Origin of the sequence: Streptomyces sp. NPDC002825 (assembly GCF_040295385.1) — a bacterium.
In the GTDB taxonomy this organism is placed as follows: Bacteria; Actinomycetota; Actinomycetes; order Streptomycetales; family Streptomycetaceae; genus Streptomyces.
On record NZ_JBEOVH010000007.1, the window covers coordinates 246,561 to 261,823 of the forward strand.

The following is a 15,263-nucleotide window of genomic DNA, read 5'->3' on the forward strand; positions in this document are numbered from 1 at the left end:
CGGGGGCGCTCATCGGGGACAATGGCCCCCATGAGCGCTCGCAACCAAGAAACCGAAGCCGTCCACCGGGCCGGCTTCGCCTGCTTCGTCGGCCGCCCCAACGCGGGCAAGTCCACCCTCACGAACGCTCTGGTCGGCCAGAAGGTGGCCATCACCTCGAACCGGCCGCAGACCACCCGGCACACCGTCCGCGGCATCGTGCACCGCCCGGACGCCCAGCTGATCCTGGTCGACACCCCCGGCCTCCACAAGCCGCGCACCCTCCTCGGCGAGCGGCTCAACGACGTCGTGCGCACCACCTGGGCCGAGGTCGACGTGATCGGCTTCTGCCTGCCCGCCGACCAGAAGCTCGGCCCCGGCGACCGCTTCATCGCCAAGGAGCTCGCCGGCATCAAGAAGACGCCCAAGGTCGCGATCATCACCAAGACCGACCTGGTCGACTCCAAGACCCTCGCCGAGCAGCTCATCGCGATCGACCAGCTCGGCAAGGAGCTGGGCTTCGAGTGGGCGCAGATCGTGCCGGTCTCGGCCGTGGGCAACAAGCAGGTCCAGCTCGTCGCCGACCTGCTCATCCCGCTCCTGCCGGAGTCCCCGCCGCTCTACCCGGAGGGCGACCTGACGGACGAGCCGGAGCAGGTCATGGTCGCGGAGCTGATCCGCGAGGCCGCGCTCGAAGGCGTACGGGACGAGCTGCCGCACTCGATCGCGGTGGTCGTCGAGGAGATGATCCCGCGCGAGAACCGCCCGGCGGACCGGCCGCTGCTCGACATCCACGCCAACGTGTACATCGAGCGCCCCAGCCAGAAGGGCATCATCATCGGCCCGAAGGGCAGCCGCCTCAAGGAGGTCGGCATGAAGTCCCGCAAGCACATCGAGGCCCTCCTCGGCACCCCGGTCTTCCTCGACCTCCACGTGAAGGTCGCGAAGGACTGGCAGCGGGATCCGAAGCAGCTGAGGAAGCTCGGCTTCTAGGTCCGCCGGACAGCCTCCGGGGGCGCGTGTCAGCATGGCGCCGTGACAGAGATCGTCAAGGGGGGAAACCTGCCGGTCCCCGGGCAGGTGTGGCGGATCGCGGTCGTCCGGCGTGCCGCCGGCGAGGGCGTGCCGGAGGTCGACGCCTCGGCACTGCTGCTCGACGCCGAGGGCCGCGTCAGGGGCGACGGCGACCTGGTCTTCTACAACCAGCCCGCGCACGCGTCCGGCGCGGTGCGCCTGCTCGGGCAGGTGCGGGACGGGGAGGAGCGGGTCGCCGACTGGCTGGAGATCGACACCGGGCGCGTGGAGCCCGCGGTCCAGCGCATCGTGATCACCGCCTCCAGCGAGGACGGGACGTTCGGCCAGGTGCCGGGACTCCACATCCGTACGACCAGCGCCGCCACCGGCGAGCAGCTGGCGCTGTACGAGGTCGACGACGCGAGCACCGAGACGGCGTTCGTCCTCGGCGAGTACTACCGGCGCGACGGGGCGTGGAAGTTCCGCGCGGTGGGCCAGGGGTACGACTCCGGGCTCGTCGGCCTCGCCGAGGACTTCGGCATCGTGGGCAGGGACCCGGAGCCGGCCGCCGAGCCGGCCGCCGAGGACGAGCCCGCCGGGCCCGAGGCCATCCCCGAGGAGCTCCTGGCCAAGGTCCGGGCGGCCGAGGCCGCCGTCCCGGCCCAGTCCCAGGTCCCCGTTCAGAGGCCCGCCCGCGTCGGGCCGCGGTCGGACATCGAGCTCTTCGGCGAGGACTTCCCGGAGTTCGTCCGCAGCGGCAAGGGCAGGACGACCCTCACCGTCGACGTGCCGATCCCGGCCGGTTACGTCGTGGTCGACTCCACCCGGGCGGGCGAGGGCTACTTCTGCGTGGACAGCCTCGACGAGAAGGGCGATGCGAACGGTCTGCTCGCGAACACGACCCTGGAGGACTACGAGGGCCGTGGGCTGCTGAGGTACGACGGCCGGAGCCCGCTGCGCCTGCGCGTGAGCGCCGGCGGCAGCGCGTGGACGCTTGCCGTCCGGCCGGTCAGCACCGTGGAGGAACTCGGCCGCCGCGCCCGGGGGCGGGGCGGCGACGTGCTGCTGTACACGGGTCCCGCCGGCCACCTCTCCTCCCGGCTCCGCACGGGGTTCGACCACGCGTACTTCCTCGTCCAGGGCCACGAGCCGGACGGCCGCGATCACCTGCTGGCCAATGTGGCGAGCAGGCTCCCCCGGGACGGCCGCCCGCTGCCCGAGGGGCCCCTGCTCGTACAGGTCGAGAGCGCCGACGGCGACTGGTCCCTGGAGGTCCGCCCGCCTCGTCAGAGCAGGTTCTGGCGCCGCGCCTCCCGCTAGGCCCTACGCGCCCTCCTTGAGGACCCTCGTCACGAGGGTCCTCTGGGCGTCCGTGAGGTGCGGGTCGCCGCAGCGGAGCGTGCGGTCGTCGACGGTGATCTCGTACGAGAAGCCGTCGGGCACGCCCCGCGTGGCACCGTCGCCCTCCGCGAGGACGGCGGAGGCCAGGGACTCCCACTCGGGTCCCGAGACCTCCACCTCCGCCGACCGCTCGATGCCCGCGAAACCACCCGTGCGCCGCACTCGAATCCGCATGGGCCCTGTCTACCGCAGAACCGGCCGGCTCAGGAGGCCGTCACGCCGACGCCCGCCCAGGCGCGCCGCACCGCCTCGGCCGTCTCGTCGCCGTACAGCTCCCGCGCTGCCGCCAGCGTCGCCCGCGCGAACTCGGAGAACCGGACCTCCTCGGTCAGCGCGCCGCCGGTCATCGTCGCGTACCAGATCCGGCCCGGCCGCTCCCAGGCGTTGCCGCCGAGCTCGGTGGCCAGCAGGTAGAAGGCGTGGTTGGGGATGCCCGAGTTGATGTGCACCCCGCCGTTGTCGGAGCTGGTGCGGACGTAGTCGTCCATGTGCGCGGGCTGCGGGTCCTTGCCGAGGACGTCGTCGTCGTACGCGGTGCCGGGGGCCTTCATGGACCGCAGCGCCGTCCCCTCGTCGACGGCGGGCCCGAGCAGCCCGGCGCCGATGAGCCAGTCGGCCTGCTCCGCGCTCTGGCCGAGGGCGTACTGCTTCACCAGCGAGCCGAAGACGTCCGAGACGTGCTCGTTGAGCGCCCCCGACTGGCCGTAGTACGCGAGGTTCGCCGAGTGCTGGGTGAAGCCGTGGGCCAGCTCGTGGCCGATGACGTCGACCGGGATCGTGAAGTCGAGGAACAGCTCGCCGTCCCCGTCGCCGAACACCATCTGCTCGCCGTTCCAGAAGGCGTTGTCGTACTTCTCGTCGAAGTGGACGGTGGCGCGGAGCGGCAGCCCGGCGCCGTCGATCGAGTCGTGGCCGAAGGCGTTCAGGAAGAGGTCGAAGGTGGCGCCGAGGCCGGCGTAGGCGCGGTTGGCCGTGTCGTCGGCGGTGGCCGGATCGCCCTCGCCGCGCACCTCGTGGCCGGGGAGCCGCGTGCCGTTCTTGGCGTCGTAGATCGTGCGCCGGGGCTTTCCGGCGCCGTCCTCCGCCGGGGCGGAAGCCGCCCGCTCGGCGCGGACGGCGCGCTGCGTCAGGTCCACCGCGAGGGTGCGGCGGGCGGCTTCCGCGACGGCCGGATCGGCGGACTCGGCCAGCCGTTCCAGGACGTGGGGAGGGACGATCGAGCAGAAGACAGGCGTGTGGGAGCTCATAACGGCAATGTGGCACTGCGTACCGGCGGTGTCACGAGTAGCGACGATGATTGGCGAAATGGAGTGATGGGTCACCTTTCGCCCTTGACGCGGGTGCCGTCCCGCATACTGAAACAGGACGTCCGCCTTCCACGGACCTGGGCTATGGTGACGCACATCATGCGTTTCGGGCTGCTTCTCCTTAGCTGCCGCGGCGAGGGCCTGTAGTCGTAGGCCGACCCCCTCCCCGCGGGTTTCGGTGTTGCGTTCGACAGTCGGCCGTCCCTCCCGCAGGACCCGAGGAGCCCTACGCAATGTCTCAGTCGCCTTTCGTCAGCCGCCCGACGCCCATCACCAACGCGACCCACACGCAGCAGCCGTCCGGGATGCCGATCCACAAGTACGGCCAGTACGAGGCCGTGAACATCCCCGACCGGACCTGGCCCGAGAAGCGCATCACGAAGGCGCCCCGCTGGCTGTCCACGGACCTGCGCGACGGCAACCAGGCCCTGATCGACCCGATGTCCCCGGCCCGCAAGCGCGAGATGTTCGACCTGCTCGTACGCATGGGCTACAAGGAGATCGAGGTCGGCTTCCCGTCCTCCGGCGAGACCGACTTCGCGTTCGTGCGCTCCATCATCGAAGAGGGCGCGATCCCGGACGACGTCACCATCTCCGTCCTGACCCAGGCCCGCGAGGACCTGATCGAGCGGACCGTGGAGTCCCTGAAGGGCGCCAAGCGCGCCACCGTCCACCTGTACAACGCCACCGCGCCCACCTTCCGCCGGGTCGTCTTCCGCGGCTCGAAGGAGCAGATCAAGCAGATCGCCGTGGACGGCACGCGCCTGGTGATGGAGTACGCGGAGAAGCTGCTGGGCCCGGAGACCACCTTCGGCTACCAGTACAGCCCCGAGATCTTCACCGACACCGAGCTGGACTTCGCCCTGGAGGTCTGCGAGGCGGTCTGTGACGTCTGGCAGCCCGGCCCCGGCCGCGAGATCATCCTCAACCTGCCCGCCACCGTGGAGCGTTCGACGCCGTCCACGCACGCGGACCGCTTCGAGTGGATGTCCCGGAACCTGACCCGCCGCGAGCACATCTGCGTCTCCGTCCACCCGCACAACGACCGCGGCACGGCCGTGGCGGCGGCCGAGCTGGCCATCATGGCCGGCGCCGACCGCATCGAGGGCTGCCTGTTCGGGCAGGGCGAGCGGACGGGCAACGTCGACCTGGTGACGCTGGGCATGAACCTGTTCTCGCAGGGCGTCGACCCGCAGATCGACTTCTCCCAGATCGACGAGATCCGCCGCACCTCCGAGTACTGCAACCAGATGGAGGTCCACCCGCGCCACCCGTACGCGGGCGACCTGGTCTACACGGCCTTCTCCGGCTCCCACCAGGACGCCATCAAGAAGGGCTTCGACGCCATGGAGGCCGACGCGGCCGCCCAGGGCAAGACCGTCGACGAGATCGAGTGGGCGGTGCCGTACCTGCCGATCGACCCGAAGGACGTCGGCCGCTCCTACGAGGCCGTCATCCGCGTCAACTCGCAGTCCGGCAAGGGCGGTATCGCGTACGTCCTGAAGAACGACCACAAGCTGGACCTGCCCCGCCGGATGCAGATCGAGTTCTCGAAGATCATCCAGCAGAAGACCGACAGCGAGGGCGGCGAGGTCACGCCGGCCGCGATCTGGGCCGTCTTCCAGGACGAGTACCTGCCCAACCCGGACAACGCCTGGGGCCGCATCCAGCTGCGCTCCGGCCAGACCACCTCCGACACCGACGGCACGGACACGCTGACCGTCGAGGCGGTCGTGGACGGCGTCGACACCGTCCTGACGGGCGCCGGCAACGGTCCGATCTCCGCGTTCTTCGCGGCCCTGCAGTCCATCGGCGTCGATGCCCGCCTGCTGGACTACCAGGAGCACACGATGAGCGAGGGCGCCTCCGCGCAGGCCGCCTCGTACATCGAGTGCGCCATCGACGGCAAGGTCCTGTGGGGCATCGGCATCGACGCCAACACGACCCGCGCCTCCCTGAAGGCGGTCATCTCGGCGGTCAACCGCTCCGCCCGCTGACCCCGCTCCACCCCGCCGTCCGCTGCCCCGCACCCTTCCTCCCGGAGGGTGCGGGGCAGCGGCACATGTGAGCTGCGTCACGGTTTCAAGTCGCTTCAGGTTCGCTTAAGGAAGATGATCCCGGCATGCCGGAATCGGCGTCATATCAGGTGAGTTGACGCCAGATCGGGGAATGGCGGAAGGTCGGCTCGTCCACTCGGACACACCCCCCACGCGCCCTCTCCGTACCTCCCTGACCTGGAGTTCCGTATGCGCACGACCGCTGCCGTGGCCGCCGTCCTCGCGGTGACCGGTGCCGCCCTCAGCTGGGCCCCCGCCGCCTCCGCCACCACCACGGAGTGCGTGTCGCATCCGCTCGGCACGGCCGGTCTGTACGCCGAGTTCGTCGAGAAGGACTCCGTCCGTCACGCGGACTCCGAGGGCGCCGTCGCGGTCGGCGGCGACGCCACCTTCGGCGAGCCGGGCACGTCCGGCTTCTCCGTCGGCTCCCGCCTCACCGACGCCGACCTGGCCGAGCTGCCCGGCGGGCGCAGTCTCGTCGTCGGCGGCACCCTCAAGGCCAACGGCGTGGTCCTGGTGAAGGGATCCGGCATCGCCGGCAAGGTCGTCGACAACTCCGGGGGCACCGGCTTCGGCGTCGACGGCGACAAGGTCGCGACCGGGCCCTCCCCGATCGACTTCGGCAAGGAGTTCACCGGGCTGCGCAAGCTGTCCACCGGCTGGGCCGGCGTGCGGCCCAACGGCGAGGCGGCCGTCGACGGGCGGGCCCTCTACCTCACCGGCACCGACGCGAAGCTGAACGTCTTCGCCGTGAGCAGCGCCGACCTGCAGAAGGCGGGAGAGATCTACCTCAAGGTCCCGGCGGGCTCCTCCACCCTCGTGAACGTCATCGGCACCTCGTACGACATGGGGGCCGGGCCCACCTCCGGCGTCTGGATCTCGGACGGCGGCGCGTACGTCCAGGACGACTACGACCAGCACACCGAAGCCCACAAGAGCATCCGCTCCAAGCTCCTGTGGAACTTCCCGCAGGCCGAGACCGTCAAGAAGAACAACGCCGCCTGGCCCGGCGCCATCCTCGCGCCCGGCGCCGCCGTGACCATGACCAGCGGGCACGTCAACGGCTCCGTCATCGCCGAGTCGCTGGACACCGTCCCCGGCTCCGAGACCCACCGGATGAACTTCACCGGCTGCCTCCCCGAGGTGGCCGCCCCCGGCCCGGTCGTCACCCCCGAGACGCCGAAGCCGACCGACACCCCGGCGCCCACCACCCCGGCGACCGAGGGCGTGCCGACCACCCCGGAGGGCACCGACGGCCCCTCCGCGTCCCCGTCCGCCCCGGCGGCCCCGGCGACCCCGGGCGAGGCGACCACCGCGCCCGCGCCGGCTCCGTCCGCCACCCCGGAGGGTGATCTCGCGACGACCGGTTCGGCCATCGGCCCGGGCGTCGTCGCCGCCGCCGTGGCCGCCGTCGCCGTCGGCGGAGGCTTCCTGGCCTTCGCGAAGCGCCGCCGCCGCGCTTCCTGATCATGCGCGAGCGGTGACGTGTCTCGGCCAACTCCGCGGTGAAGTCCTGACGGGGTGCTGACGCCACATCAAGGATGTGGCTAACATCACGCCAACGCCGGCAGTGCAGCCGGGCCGTTGAGGAGGTGCGTGTGCGGTCTGCCCGGAATTCACGTGGTGGGAAGGTGACCGTCTGCGGAATCCGCACCTCCTGGAACACCGTCGGAGACGGCGAGTTCTTCTGCGAGGAGTGCGGGGGCGACCGCAACTACCGGCGGCGCACCGGCCGCCGCAGGTTCGCCGTCCTGGGCGTCCCCGTCCTGCCCCGGGGCTGTACGGGCCCCGTCGTCGAGTGCGCGGCCTGTCACACGCACTTCGGTACGGAGGTGCTCGACCGCCCGACGACGAGCCGCTTCTCCGCGATGCTGCGGGACGCCGTGCACACCGTCGCCCTGGCCGTCCTCGCGGCCGGCGGCACCGAGTCCCGCGAGGTCCTGGACCGGGCCGTCACCGCGGTCCGGTCCGCCGGCTTCGCCGAGTGCACGGCCGTCCAGCTCGTCGACCTCGTGGAGGCCCTGGAGGCGGACACCGGGCGCTTCATGCCCGAGGTGAACCCCGAGGGCACGCTCCTGTCGATCGAGCTCCACGAGGCCCTGGAACCGCTCACCCCGCACCTGGCCCCCGCCGGGCGGGAGTCGATCCTCGTCCAGGCCGCCCGGATCGCGCTCGCGGACGGCGCGTACACCCCGGCCGAGACCGAGGTCCTCGGAACCGTCGGGAACGCGCTCGCGCTGGCCCCCGAGGACACGGTCCGCCTCCTCGCCTCGGCCCGCACCGTCCCCTAGCCGGGCCCGTCAGCCGAAGGCGGGCAGCGCGAGGGCGACCGCGCCCCAGCAGGGGAGTGCCGCGAGGGCGAGCAGCACCACGCCTCCGACCAGCGATCCGACGAGGGAGCCCGTGCCCTTGTGGGGGACCGCCCGCTGCGGTTTCCGCGGGTGGTAGGCGACCATGACGGTCTCGCCCCTGGCCCTGTCCCCGGCGCCGACGGGGCGGAGCCTTCCGGTGGTGTCCGTGTACGCGTAGGTGCCCCGGCCGTCGATGAGGACGGGGTCCGCCTCCACGGTGATGCCGTGACGGGGCAGGTACCAGTCGTCCCACGCCGACCACAGCGCCAGCCAGGCGAGGAAGCCGAACGCCCCGGCGACGAAGCCGAGCATCAGCACCGCGACCGCCCGGTCCAGGTCCTTCCCGGCGAGCCCGACGATCACGGAGAGGGCGACGGGCGGCAGGCCGAACGTCAGGGGGACCCAGACGAGGGCGGCTTCGGCCTCGTCCTCGTCCTCCTCCGCGTCCGGGGCACCGAAGACCGATACGACGACGAGGGTGGAGCCGTCGACCGCTTCCTCCCCGGCGGTGCGGTCCGGCAGCGCGCCGTTCACGGCGTCCGCGAAGACGCCGGCTGCTGCCCTGCTCACGTCCTCGATCCGGTACGAGACCGCCTCGGCCCCGGCCGGAGCCGTCAACTCGACGGTGACGTCGCGCCCTTCGGCGCGGACCCGCGCGATCGCGGTCAGCGGGATGCGCACCTCCTCGCGGGGACGGCGCAGCAGCAAGGCCTGGTCCTCGGAGCGGAGTTCGGCGTTCCCGTCCCCCAGGAGGACGGGTATGGACGAAGAGATCGACATGGGGGTGATCGTAGGACCTGTGTTGCCGTACCGTCCGCCCTGTGAACATGGTGAACGTGGTGCTCGTCTGTGCCGCCGTCGTGTCCGTGCCGGCCTGCGTCTTCAGCCTGATGGTGATGGCCGGTTCGCGGCAGGAGGCGAAGAAGATGAAGGTGCTGGAGGAGACGGGCGTCCTGGTCCAGGCGCGGCTGGCGCACCTGGTGCCGTTCGGCAACAAGGGCGACGCGCACGTCCGGTACGAGTTCCCGGGGCCGAACGGGGAGACCGCCCGGTACGACACGGGCGTGTCGGCCTACCCCGTCCACGTGGTGGGAGAGACGTACCCGCTCGTCCACCACCCCCGGAACGCGAAGAGCGTGTACCAGGGGACGAGGAAGGCCGTCCGCACGGAGCGCAGGGCCCAGGAGGGCTTCATGAAGGCCGCCGGCTGGATCGCGTGCTTCTTCTTCCTGACGGGCGCCCTCTCGATCACGGCCCTGGCCCTCTGAGGCCCCGGGGCCGTTCAGACCGGTACGGCCCCGAGCCGCTCGAACACCGCCCGCGCCGCGCCCAGTTCCCGGCGGGCCGCGGCCCCGTCGCCCAGCGCCCGGAAGGCCGCCGCGACCAGCGTCCGCGTCCGCGCCGCCTCGTACGGAACCCGCAGGTCCAGCCATCCGGCGAGAGCCGGACGCAGCAGCCGCAGCGCGGGTTCAGGCCGGGCCTCCGCGAGCGCCACCGCGCCCCGCGCCGTGTCGGCCATCGCCCGGAGCAGCGGTACGTCCCCGGCCAGGACCTCCAGTTCCGCCGCCGCGCCCGCCGCCCCGGGCACGTCACGGACGGCGAGGGACACCTCGGTGCGGGCGGCGAGCAGCCGGGCCCGGCCGAGGAGGTCGTGCGCCGTGTCGCTCTGGCAGACGAGCGCCAGGTCGACGCCCGCGACCGCCGCGTCGGCCCGCCCCTGCGCGAGCCGCAGCAGCGCGAGCCCCGGCTGCGGGAGCCGGCCCAGTTCGTGGGCGTGCGCGTACGAGGCGGCGGCCTGCTCCAGACGGCCCTGGCGCCGCTGCACGTCCCCGGCGGCGTAGTACGCGGCGGCCGCCGACTCCAGGCAGTCCACCGGCACCTCCCGGCACGCCAGCCGGGCCTCCGCCTCCGCGAGCGCCCACGCCCCGAGGAGGTCGAGCACCTCGACCCGGTGCGCCCGGCACACCCCGCGGAAGGGGTTCTCGCCGGAGGGGACGGTCATGGGGCCCGTGCCCGTGCCGGTCCACGGCGGCTCGCACCATTCCATCGCCGCGTTCGTCCACTCCACCGCCCGCGCGAGGTCCGCCGTCTTCATGCACAGGGTGAGCGCCAGGCGGTAGAGCAAGCCCGTGAACAGGCCGCTCAGTTCGCCGGCCGTGACCGCGGACATCGCGTCGTCGAGGAGCGCCAGGGCCTCGGCGCGCCGGCCGTTCGCGAGGAGGACCGAGGCCTCCGCCTGGCGGCTGAGCGCCAGGAGGTCCGGGCTGCCGGATCGGAGGGCGAGCCGGGTCATGCGGCCCGTCGCCGCGAGGGCGGCCGCGTGGTCGCCGCGGGCCGCGGCCTCCTCCGCGTCGGTCCACGCGAGGAAGCACTGTTCGGGGCAGGGCGGCAGGCCGTCCAGATGGTGGTGGGCCCGGTGCAGCCAGCCGGCCGCCGCCGCGGGCCGGCCGAGGCCCTCGTACTCGTACCGGAGCCACCACGAGGCCAGCCCCGCGCCCCGGTGGTCGCCGGCCGCCACGTACGCCGCGTGGGACCGCAGCCGGGCCGCGACGGACTCGTCCACATGCCCCGACCACCAGGCCGCGTCGGCCAGGATCGTCAGGTCGTCGGCGCTCAGCGCGCGCGTCGGGTGCTCGTCGTGCGCGTGCAGCAGCCCGTACGCCTCGGCCCAGGACTCCCGGGCCGCCGCCGTCCTCGCCTGCGCGATCCGGTCGATCGTGGGTGCGGACATGGCCCTCACCTCTTCCAGGTCCTTTCAGGGTAGGACCGGGAGGGGGTGAGGGCCCCGCGACCGTCGCGCGATCGCGCCCTGCTCGACCGCGCCCTACTGGATGGCGCCGCTCGCGCGCAGCATGTCCTCGCGCTCGACGATCTTCACGCGCTCGCGGCCCTGCGGCTCGCCGAGCGCCTTCTCGGCGGCGTCGAGGGCGTACCAGCCCTCCCACGTCGTGTACGTGACGCCCTTGCCCTCCAGGAAGGACACGACCGCGTCCTCCTCCGGGGTCTCCGGCGTCAGCAGACGGCCGTTGGCGAAGTCGTCCAGGAGGTTCGCCACGGTCTCGTTGGCGTCGCCCTTGGTGTGGCCGATGAGGCCGACGGGGCCACGGCGGATCCAGCCGGTGCAGTACGTGGAGGCCATGTGCTCGCCGGTCTCCTCGACCACGCGGCCGCCCTGGTCGGGGATCGTGCCGGTCGTGGTGTCCCACGGGATCTTCGGGAGCTCGTCCGAGAGGTAGCCGACCGCGCGGTAGACGGCCTGGACGTCCCAGTCCGTGGTGGCGCCGGTGCCCTTCACGTTGCCCGTGCCGTCCAGCTCGGTGCGCTCGGTGCGCAGGCCGACGACCTGGCCGTCCTCGCCGAGGATCTCGACGGGGGACTCGAAGAAGTGCAGGAACAGCTTGTGCGGGCGGTCGCCGACGTCGCGGATCGCCCAGTTCTCCAGGGTCTTGGCGACCATGTCGGTCTGCTTGTTCTTGCGGCGCTCGGCGATCGAGCCCTCGTCGTAGTCGATGTCCTCGGGGTTGACGATGACCTCGATGTTCGGCGAGTGGTCGAGCTCGCGCAGCTCCATGGGGCTGAACTTCGCCTGCGCCGGGCCGCGACGGCCGAAGACGTGGACCTCCAGGGCCTTGTTGGCCTTGAGGCCCTCGTAGACGTTCGCCGGGATCTCGGTCGGCAGCAGCTCGTCCGCCGTCTTGGCGAGGATGCGCGCGATGTCGAGGGCCACGTTGCCGACGCCGAGGACGGCGACCTTCTCGGCCCGCAGCGGCCAGGTGCGCGGCACGTCCGGGTGACCGTCGTACCAGGACGCGAAGTCGGCGGCGCCGTACGAGCCGTCCAGCTCGACGCCCGGGATCCGCAGCTCGCGGTCGAACATGGCGCCGGTGGAGAAGATCACCGCGTCGTAGAAGGAGCGCAGGTCGTCGAGGTGGACGTCGGTGCCGTAGTTCACGTTGCCGAAGAGGCGGACCTGCGGCTTGTCGAGGACCTGGTGGAGGGCGGTGATGATGCCCTTGATGCGCGGGTGGTCGGGGGCGACGCCGTAGCGGATGAGGCCGAAGGGCGCGGGCATCCGCTCGAAGAGGTCGATCGACACGCCCGGCTCGGCGGCGGCCTCGGACTTCAGCAGCGCATCGGCGGCGTAGATTCCGGCGGGGCCGGCGCCGACGATCGCGACCCGGAGGGGGCGGGGCATGACTGGGTTTCCCTTCGCAAGCGACGTGGCGGCGAAGCCGCCGACACTTAGGTCACCCTAAATAACAGCTCGCGCGGTCCGGTACCCACCCCCGGTCTATGGCCTCATAAGGTGAACTTATGACTTCCATAAGCGGACCTACGTGAGCCGACCTAGAAGGCGGTTGCGATCGACTCGGGGTGGAGGAACCCCACGACGGCCCAGGCGATCGTGCCGGTCAGACCGGCGAGCCCGAGGAGGCCGAGGAACAGTCCGAGCGCCAGTTCCCCGCGCCGGAACAGGGCGACCCTCGGGAGGACTACGTTCCCCGGGTCGACCGGGTCGTAGCAGACCTTGACGGCGATGCCCCCGGCCCACGTGAACACATGGCGGATCAGTCCCGCCGGGTCCGTGTACAGGTACATCCCCGGCCGCTCCGGGACCTCGGCCGCGAAGGTCGTGATGCCGTGCCGGATCAGGCGCCACTCGCGGTACCAGTTGGCCAGAGCGTTCGCGCCGACGGCGAGGGACGCGGTCAGGACGAGCCCGCCGGGCATGATGACGAGCATGCCGAGCGGTTCCCCGGCGACGGCGACGAGCACGCACGAGAGGACGAGCAGACCGAAGGCGCCGGCCGACAGCCACATGATGCGCCGCAGCTTCCTCGTCCGCCGGCTCAGGGGGAGCTCGCGCGTCTCGACGAGCGCCGTCCCGTCGGCCGCCGTGTCCCGCCCGGGCGTCCCGGGCAGCGCGGCGTTCACGGTCTCGGCGAACATCCGGCCCGCCGCCTCGCTCGCCCCGTCGATCCTGTGCACATAGCGCGTGGTGCCCGCCGGGGCCGTCAGCTCCACCGTGACCGTCCGACCCTCGACCCGTATCCGCTCGACCGCCGCCAGCGGGATCCGCGCCTCCTCGTGCGGGCGGCGCAGAAGCAGCGCGTCGTCCTCCAGCTGGAGGGAGGCCTTCTTGGAGCCCTGGACGACGGGCATGGACGGGGTGATCGACATGGCGGAGATCGTAGGGGCCGTCCACGCCCCGCAAAAGCCCTTTCACGGCCTGCGGTTCAGCACGTCCTCGATCCGGTACGAGGCTGCTGGGGCGCCCTTTGGGGCCAGCAGCTCGGCGGCCACGGACCGCCCCTCCGTACGCACCACGGCGACGGCCCGGAGCGGGATCGTGAGCACCTCACCGGCGCGCTCCAGGACGAGAACGTCGCCCTCTTGCCGGAGTACGGTGCGGGCGCTGCCGCGCAGAACCTGGGGTTGGGTGCCCTTCCTCGCCGCGATGCCGACGTACGTGGTCGTGATCACCGGGCTCGCCTCGGAGCGGTGGCCTCCGGCGGTCGGCGTCGCGTCGGGCGATCAGCTCTTGACGCCGTCGACGAAGACGGCCCAGGCGGCCGCCGGCACGACGAGGACGGGGCCGTCGGCGACCTTGCTGTCCCGGACGGGGACGACACCGGGGAAGTCGTACGTGACCTCGACGCAGTCGCCCCCCGACCCGTTGCTGTAGGAGCTCTTGAACCAGTGGGCGTTGCTCAGGTCGTACTTGCGCATCGTCTGAAGTCCTCCGCCGCCGACTCGACCAGTGCCAGGGACGCCTCCGGCGACAGCGTGGCGACCCTGAGCAGATCGTAGGTGCGCTGCGCGTCCTTCACCACAGCCGGATCATCGAGGAGGGTTCCCGAGAACTCCGTTTCTGTATAGGCGGTTGGCGGTTGATCCTTGAACTCCATGAGCTTGAGGGTGCCGGTCATGTGAGCGTGCGCGCCGACCGCGCGAGGCAGCACCGTCACCAGTGCCGTCCGCGCTCGCGCGAGCGCCGCGATGTGCTCCAGGGCCTCGGCCATCACGGCGGGCCCGCCTACGGGCGTGAGGAGCACGTTCTCGTGCAGGATCACCCAATACTCGGGCTTTGTTGTGTCCTTGAGGATGCGGGCTCGGTCCAACCGTGAGGTGACCTTCTCTTCAACGTACTCGTCCGTGGCGAACGGGTGCACCGCCAACGTCACCGCTCGCGCGTACGCACCCGTCTGCATCAGACCCGGCACCACCGTCGGCGCGAACTCGCAGATCTTCGTCGCCACCCCCTCCAGCTCCGCCACCTCGCTGAAATAGGAGGCGTACGGCGACTTGTCGATGAGTCTGCGCCACGTACGTTCGAAAATACCGCCGGTTTGTAGGACCTCGTCGATTCGCGCCGCCACATCCAACTGCGGCTTTCGAATTCCCTGCTCGAACAGGCCGATGTACGCCCCGGATACGAACACCCGTCTGCCCAGCTCGCTCTGGCTGAAGCCCGCCGCCTCCCGGCGTTCCTTCAGTAGCTCGCCGAAGAACTCCCACGCGTCCTGCTGCTTGCTCTTGGCCATGGATTAACTCCCCAACCCTACCCCGCAGTTGTACGGCCTGCGCATCTGTCGATTCTACGGATCTGCCCCCACCCTGGAGAGGCGAAGCGGGAAATGGATTCAGAAAGGCATACGTTGGTGAAGGAAGACATCATGAAGACGACCACGGGGGCAGTCGGAACCGCACAAGAGGCAGTGGCGGAATTGCGCGAGGCCCTGGCGAGGGCGGGAATCACCCTCCCCTCGCTCGGGCTCGACGTCGTCACCCTCGCGGCCGACCCGCCGCGGCCGCTCGTGGAATTGGGATGCTGCACGGTGGAAACGGCCCGGCTCCTCGCCGCCGCCGTACTGCCGAGGGAGGAGAGTCGATCGTGACGCTGCCCATCGGGTCCTACGTCGTCGAGATCCGTACCGGACGGGTCGGGAGGGTCATGGGGCACGAGGGCCCCTATGTGCAGGTGCGTCCGCTGGGAGGCGGGCGGGAGTGGGACGTGGAGCCGGACGGGGTGCGCGAGGCGACCTCCGCCGAGCGGCTGAGCGCGGCCACCGCGCACGTCAACGCGCGGAGCCGGGGCGAGGTGCCCTGACAGTCCCGCCCCCGACACCGCCCCGTCGCCCGCCCCGCCGACC

17 protein-coding genes are annotated in these 15,263 nt (G+C 71.6%); 8 read left to right on the forward strand and 9 right to left on the reverse strand.

Going from position 1 to position 15,263, the window contains the following annotated elements:
• Nucleotides 1–21: 21 nt before the first annotated feature.
• Both era and ABT041_RS12660 read left to right on the forward strand, forming a co-directional pair.
• Complete coding sequence (gene era, locus ABT041_RS12655) at nucleotides 22–972, forward strand: GTPase Era (protein ID WP_370468173.1); 951 nt, start codon at nucleotides 22–24, stop codon at nucleotides 970–972.
• A 42-nt stretch (nucleotides 973–1,014) separates the two neighbouring features.
• Nucleotides 1,015–2,313: a TerD family protein gene (locus ABT041_RS12660; RefSeq protein WP_351183114.1), complete on the forward strand. Its 1,299-nt coding sequence runs from the start codon at nucleotides 1,015–1,017 to the stop codon at nucleotides 2,311–2,313.
• 3 nt (nucleotides 2,314–2,316) lie between these two features.
• Here the strand turns inward: ABT041_RS12660 and ABT041_RS12665 are convergent, their stop codons facing one another.
• Both ABT041_RS12665 and ABT041_RS12670 read right to left on the reverse strand, forming a co-directional pair.
• The gene (locus tag ABT041_RS12665; protein WP_351183116.1) at nucleotides 2,317–2,568 is read right to left on the reverse strand and encodes a protealysin inhibitor emfourin; all 252 of its coding nucleotides are present in this window, start codon (nucleotides 2,566–2,568) and stop codon (nucleotides 2,317–2,319) included.
• A gap of 29 nt (nucleotides 2,569–2,597) precedes the next feature.
• A complete protein-coding gene (locus ABT041_RS12670; protein WP_351183118.1) occupies nucleotides 2,598–3,641 on the reverse strand; it encodes a M4 family metallopeptidase in 1,044 nt (347 codons plus the stop codon).
• Nucleotides 3,642–3,934: 293 nt separating this feature from the next.
• On the opposite strand from ABT041_RS12670, the gene leuA reads away from it, so the two are divergent.
• The 3 genes from leuA (at nucleotide 3,935) to ABT041_RS12685 (ending at nucleotide 8,049) form a co-directional block, all read left to right on the forward strand.
• Nucleotides 3,935–5,698: a 2-isopropylmalate synthase gene (leuA, locus tag ABT041_RS12675; protein ID WP_351183120.1), complete on the forward strand. Its 1,764-nt coding sequence runs from the start codon at nucleotides 3,935–3,937 to the stop codon at nucleotides 5,696–5,698.
• Nucleotides 5,699–5,947: 249 nt separating this feature from the next.
• Complete coding sequence (locus tag ABT041_RS12680) at nucleotides 5,948–7,225, forward strand: choice-of-anchor A family protein (RefSeq protein ID WP_351183122.1); 1,278 nt, start codon at nucleotides 5,948–5,950, stop codon at nucleotides 7,223–7,225.
• A gap of 131 nt (nucleotides 7,226–7,356) precedes the next feature.
• Nucleotides 7,357–8,049, forward strand: a complete 693-nt coding sequence (locus ABT041_RS12685; protein WP_351183124.1) for a TerB family tellurite resistance protein — start codon at nucleotides 7,357–7,359, stop codon at nucleotides 8,047–8,049.
• A gap of 9 nt (nucleotides 8,050–8,058) precedes the next feature.
• Here the strand turns inward: ABT041_RS12685 and ABT041_RS12690 are convergent, their stop codons facing one another.
• Nucleotides 8,059–8,889 (reverse strand): DUF3592 domain-containing protein, encoded by an 831-nt coding sequence (locus tag ABT041_RS12690; protein ID WP_351183126.1) that lies wholly within the window; start codon nucleotides 8,887–8,889, stop codon nucleotides 8,059–8,061.
• Nucleotides 8,890–8,930: 41 nt separating this feature from the next.
• On the opposite strand from ABT041_RS12690, the gene ABT041_RS12695 reads away from it, so the two are divergent.
• Complete coding sequence (locus tag ABT041_RS12695) at nucleotides 8,931–9,377, forward strand: hypothetical protein (protein WP_351183128.1); 447 nt, start codon at nucleotides 8,931–8,933, stop codon at nucleotides 9,375–9,377.
• 14 nt (nucleotides 9,378–9,391) lie between these two features.
• On the opposite strand, the gene ABT041_RS12700 is transcribed toward ABT041_RS12695, so the two are convergent.
• The 6 genes from ABT041_RS12700 to ABT041_RS12725 all read right to left on the reverse strand — a co-directional run bounded on the left by ABT041_RS12700 (nucleotide 9,392) and on the right by ABT041_RS12725 (nucleotide 14,654).
• Nucleotides 9,392–10,840 (reverse strand): LuxR family transcriptional regulator, encoded by a 1,449-nt coding sequence (locus tag ABT041_RS12700; RefSeq protein ID WP_351183130.1) that lies wholly within the window; start codon nucleotides 10,838–10,840, stop codon nucleotides 9,392–9,394.
• 93 nt (nucleotides 10,841–10,933) lie between these two features.
• Nucleotides 10,934–12,304, reverse strand: coding sequence for an FAD-dependent oxidoreductase (locus tag ABT041_RS12705; protein ID WP_351183132.1), 1,371 nt, complete (start codon nucleotides 12,302–12,304; stop codon nucleotides 10,934–10,936).
• Between the two features lie 152 nt (nucleotides 12,305–12,456).
• Entirely contained in the window at nucleotides 12,457–13,290 is an 834-nt protein-coding gene (locus ABT041_RS12710) for a hypothetical protein (protein ID WP_351183134.1), read from the reverse strand.
• Between the two features lie 42 nt (nucleotides 13,291–13,332).
• A complete protein-coding gene (locus ABT041_RS12715; protein ID WP_351183136.1) occupies nucleotides 13,333–13,593 on the reverse strand; it encodes a hypothetical protein in 261 nt (86 codons plus the stop codon).
• A 51-nt stretch (nucleotides 13,594–13,644) separates the two neighbouring features.
• Nucleotides 13,645–13,839, reverse strand: a complete 195-nt coding sequence (locus tag ABT041_RS12720; RefSeq protein ID WP_351183138.1) for a DUF397 domain-containing protein — start codon at nucleotides 13,837–13,839, stop codon at nucleotides 13,645–13,647.
• A complete protein-coding gene (locus ABT041_RS12725; protein WP_351183140.1) occupies nucleotides 13,821–14,654 on the reverse strand; it encodes a helix-turn-helix domain-containing protein in 834 nt (277 codons plus the stop codon). Before ABT041_RS12725 ends, ABT041_RS12720 begins: the two co-directional genes overlap by 19 nt.
• A 132-nt stretch (nucleotides 14,655–14,786) precedes the next feature.
• Here ABT041_RS12725 and ABT041_RS12730 point away from each other — a divergent pair, with 132 nt between their 5' ends.
• Together ABT041_RS12730 and ABT041_RS12735 are read left to right on the forward strand one after the other, a co-directional pair.
• Nucleotides 14,787–15,008 (forward strand): hypothetical protein, encoded by a 222-nt coding sequence (locus ABT041_RS12730; protein ID WP_351183142.1) that lies wholly within the window; start codon nucleotides 14,787–14,789, stop codon nucleotides 15,006–15,008.
• On the forward strand, nucleotides 15,005–15,220 hold the full coding sequence (locus tag ABT041_RS12735; RefSeq protein ID WP_030317441.1) for a hypothetical protein: 216 nt from the start codon (nucleotides 15,005–15,007) through the stop codon (nucleotides 15,218–15,220). The genes ABT041_RS12730 and ABT041_RS12735 overlap by 4 nt, the downstream gene beginning before the upstream one ends.
• Nucleotides 15,221–15,263: the final 43 nt, after the last annotated feature.

What these genes read in the sequence shown, in the direction of transcription:
- era (WP_370468173.1), top strand. Translation starts at nt 22, where the DNA reads ATGGCCCCCATGAGCGCTCGCAACCAAGAAACCGAAGCCGTCCACCGG.
- ABT041_RS12665 (WP_351183116.1), bottom strand. Translation starts at nt 2,568, where the DNA reads ATGCGGATTCGAGTGCGGCGCACGGGTGGTTTCGCGGGCATCGAGCGG.
- ABT041_RS12670 (WP_351183118.1), bottom strand. Translation starts at nt 3,641, where the DNA reads ATGAGCTCCCACACGCCTGTCTTCTGCTCGATCGTCCCTCCCCACGTC.
- leuA (WP_351183120.1), top strand. Translation starts at nt 3,935, where the DNA reads ATGTCTCAGTCGCCTTTCGTCAGCCGCCCGACGCCCATCACCAACGCG.
- ABT041_RS12680 (WP_351183122.1), top strand. Translation starts at nt 5,948, where the DNA reads ATGCGCACGACCGCTGCCGTGGCCGCCGTCCTCGCGGTGACCGGTGCC.
- ABT041_RS12690 (WP_351183126.1), bottom strand. Translation starts at nt 8,889, where the DNA reads ATGTCGATCTCTTCGTCCATACCCGTCCTCCTGGGGGACGGGAACGCC.
- ABT041_RS12700 (WP_351183130.1), bottom strand. Translation starts at nt 10,840, where the DNA reads ATGTCCGCACCCACGATCGACCGGATCGCGCAGGCGAGGACGGCGGCG.
- ABT041_RS12705 (WP_351183132.1), bottom strand. Translation starts at nt 12,304, where the DNA reads ATGCCCCGCCCCCTCCGGGTCGCGATCGTCGGCGCCGGCCCCGCCGGA.
- ABT041_RS12710 (WP_351183134.1), bottom strand. Translation starts at nt 13,290, where the DNA reads ATGTCGATCACCCCGTCCATGCCCGTCGTCCAGGGCTCCAAGAAGGCC.
- ABT041_RS12720 (WP_351183138.1), bottom strand. Translation starts at nt 13,839, where the DNA reads ATGCGCAAGTACGACCTGAGCAACGCCCACTGGTTCAAGAGCTCCTAC.
- ABT041_RS12725 (WP_351183140.1), bottom strand. Translation starts at nt 14,654, where the DNA reads ATGGCCAAGAGCAAGCAGCAGGACGCGTGGGAGTTCTTCGGCGAGCTA.
- ABT041_RS12730 (WP_351183142.1), top strand. Translation starts at nt 14,787, where the DNA reads ATGAAGACGACCACGGGGGCAGTCGGAACCGCACAAGAGGCAGTGGCG.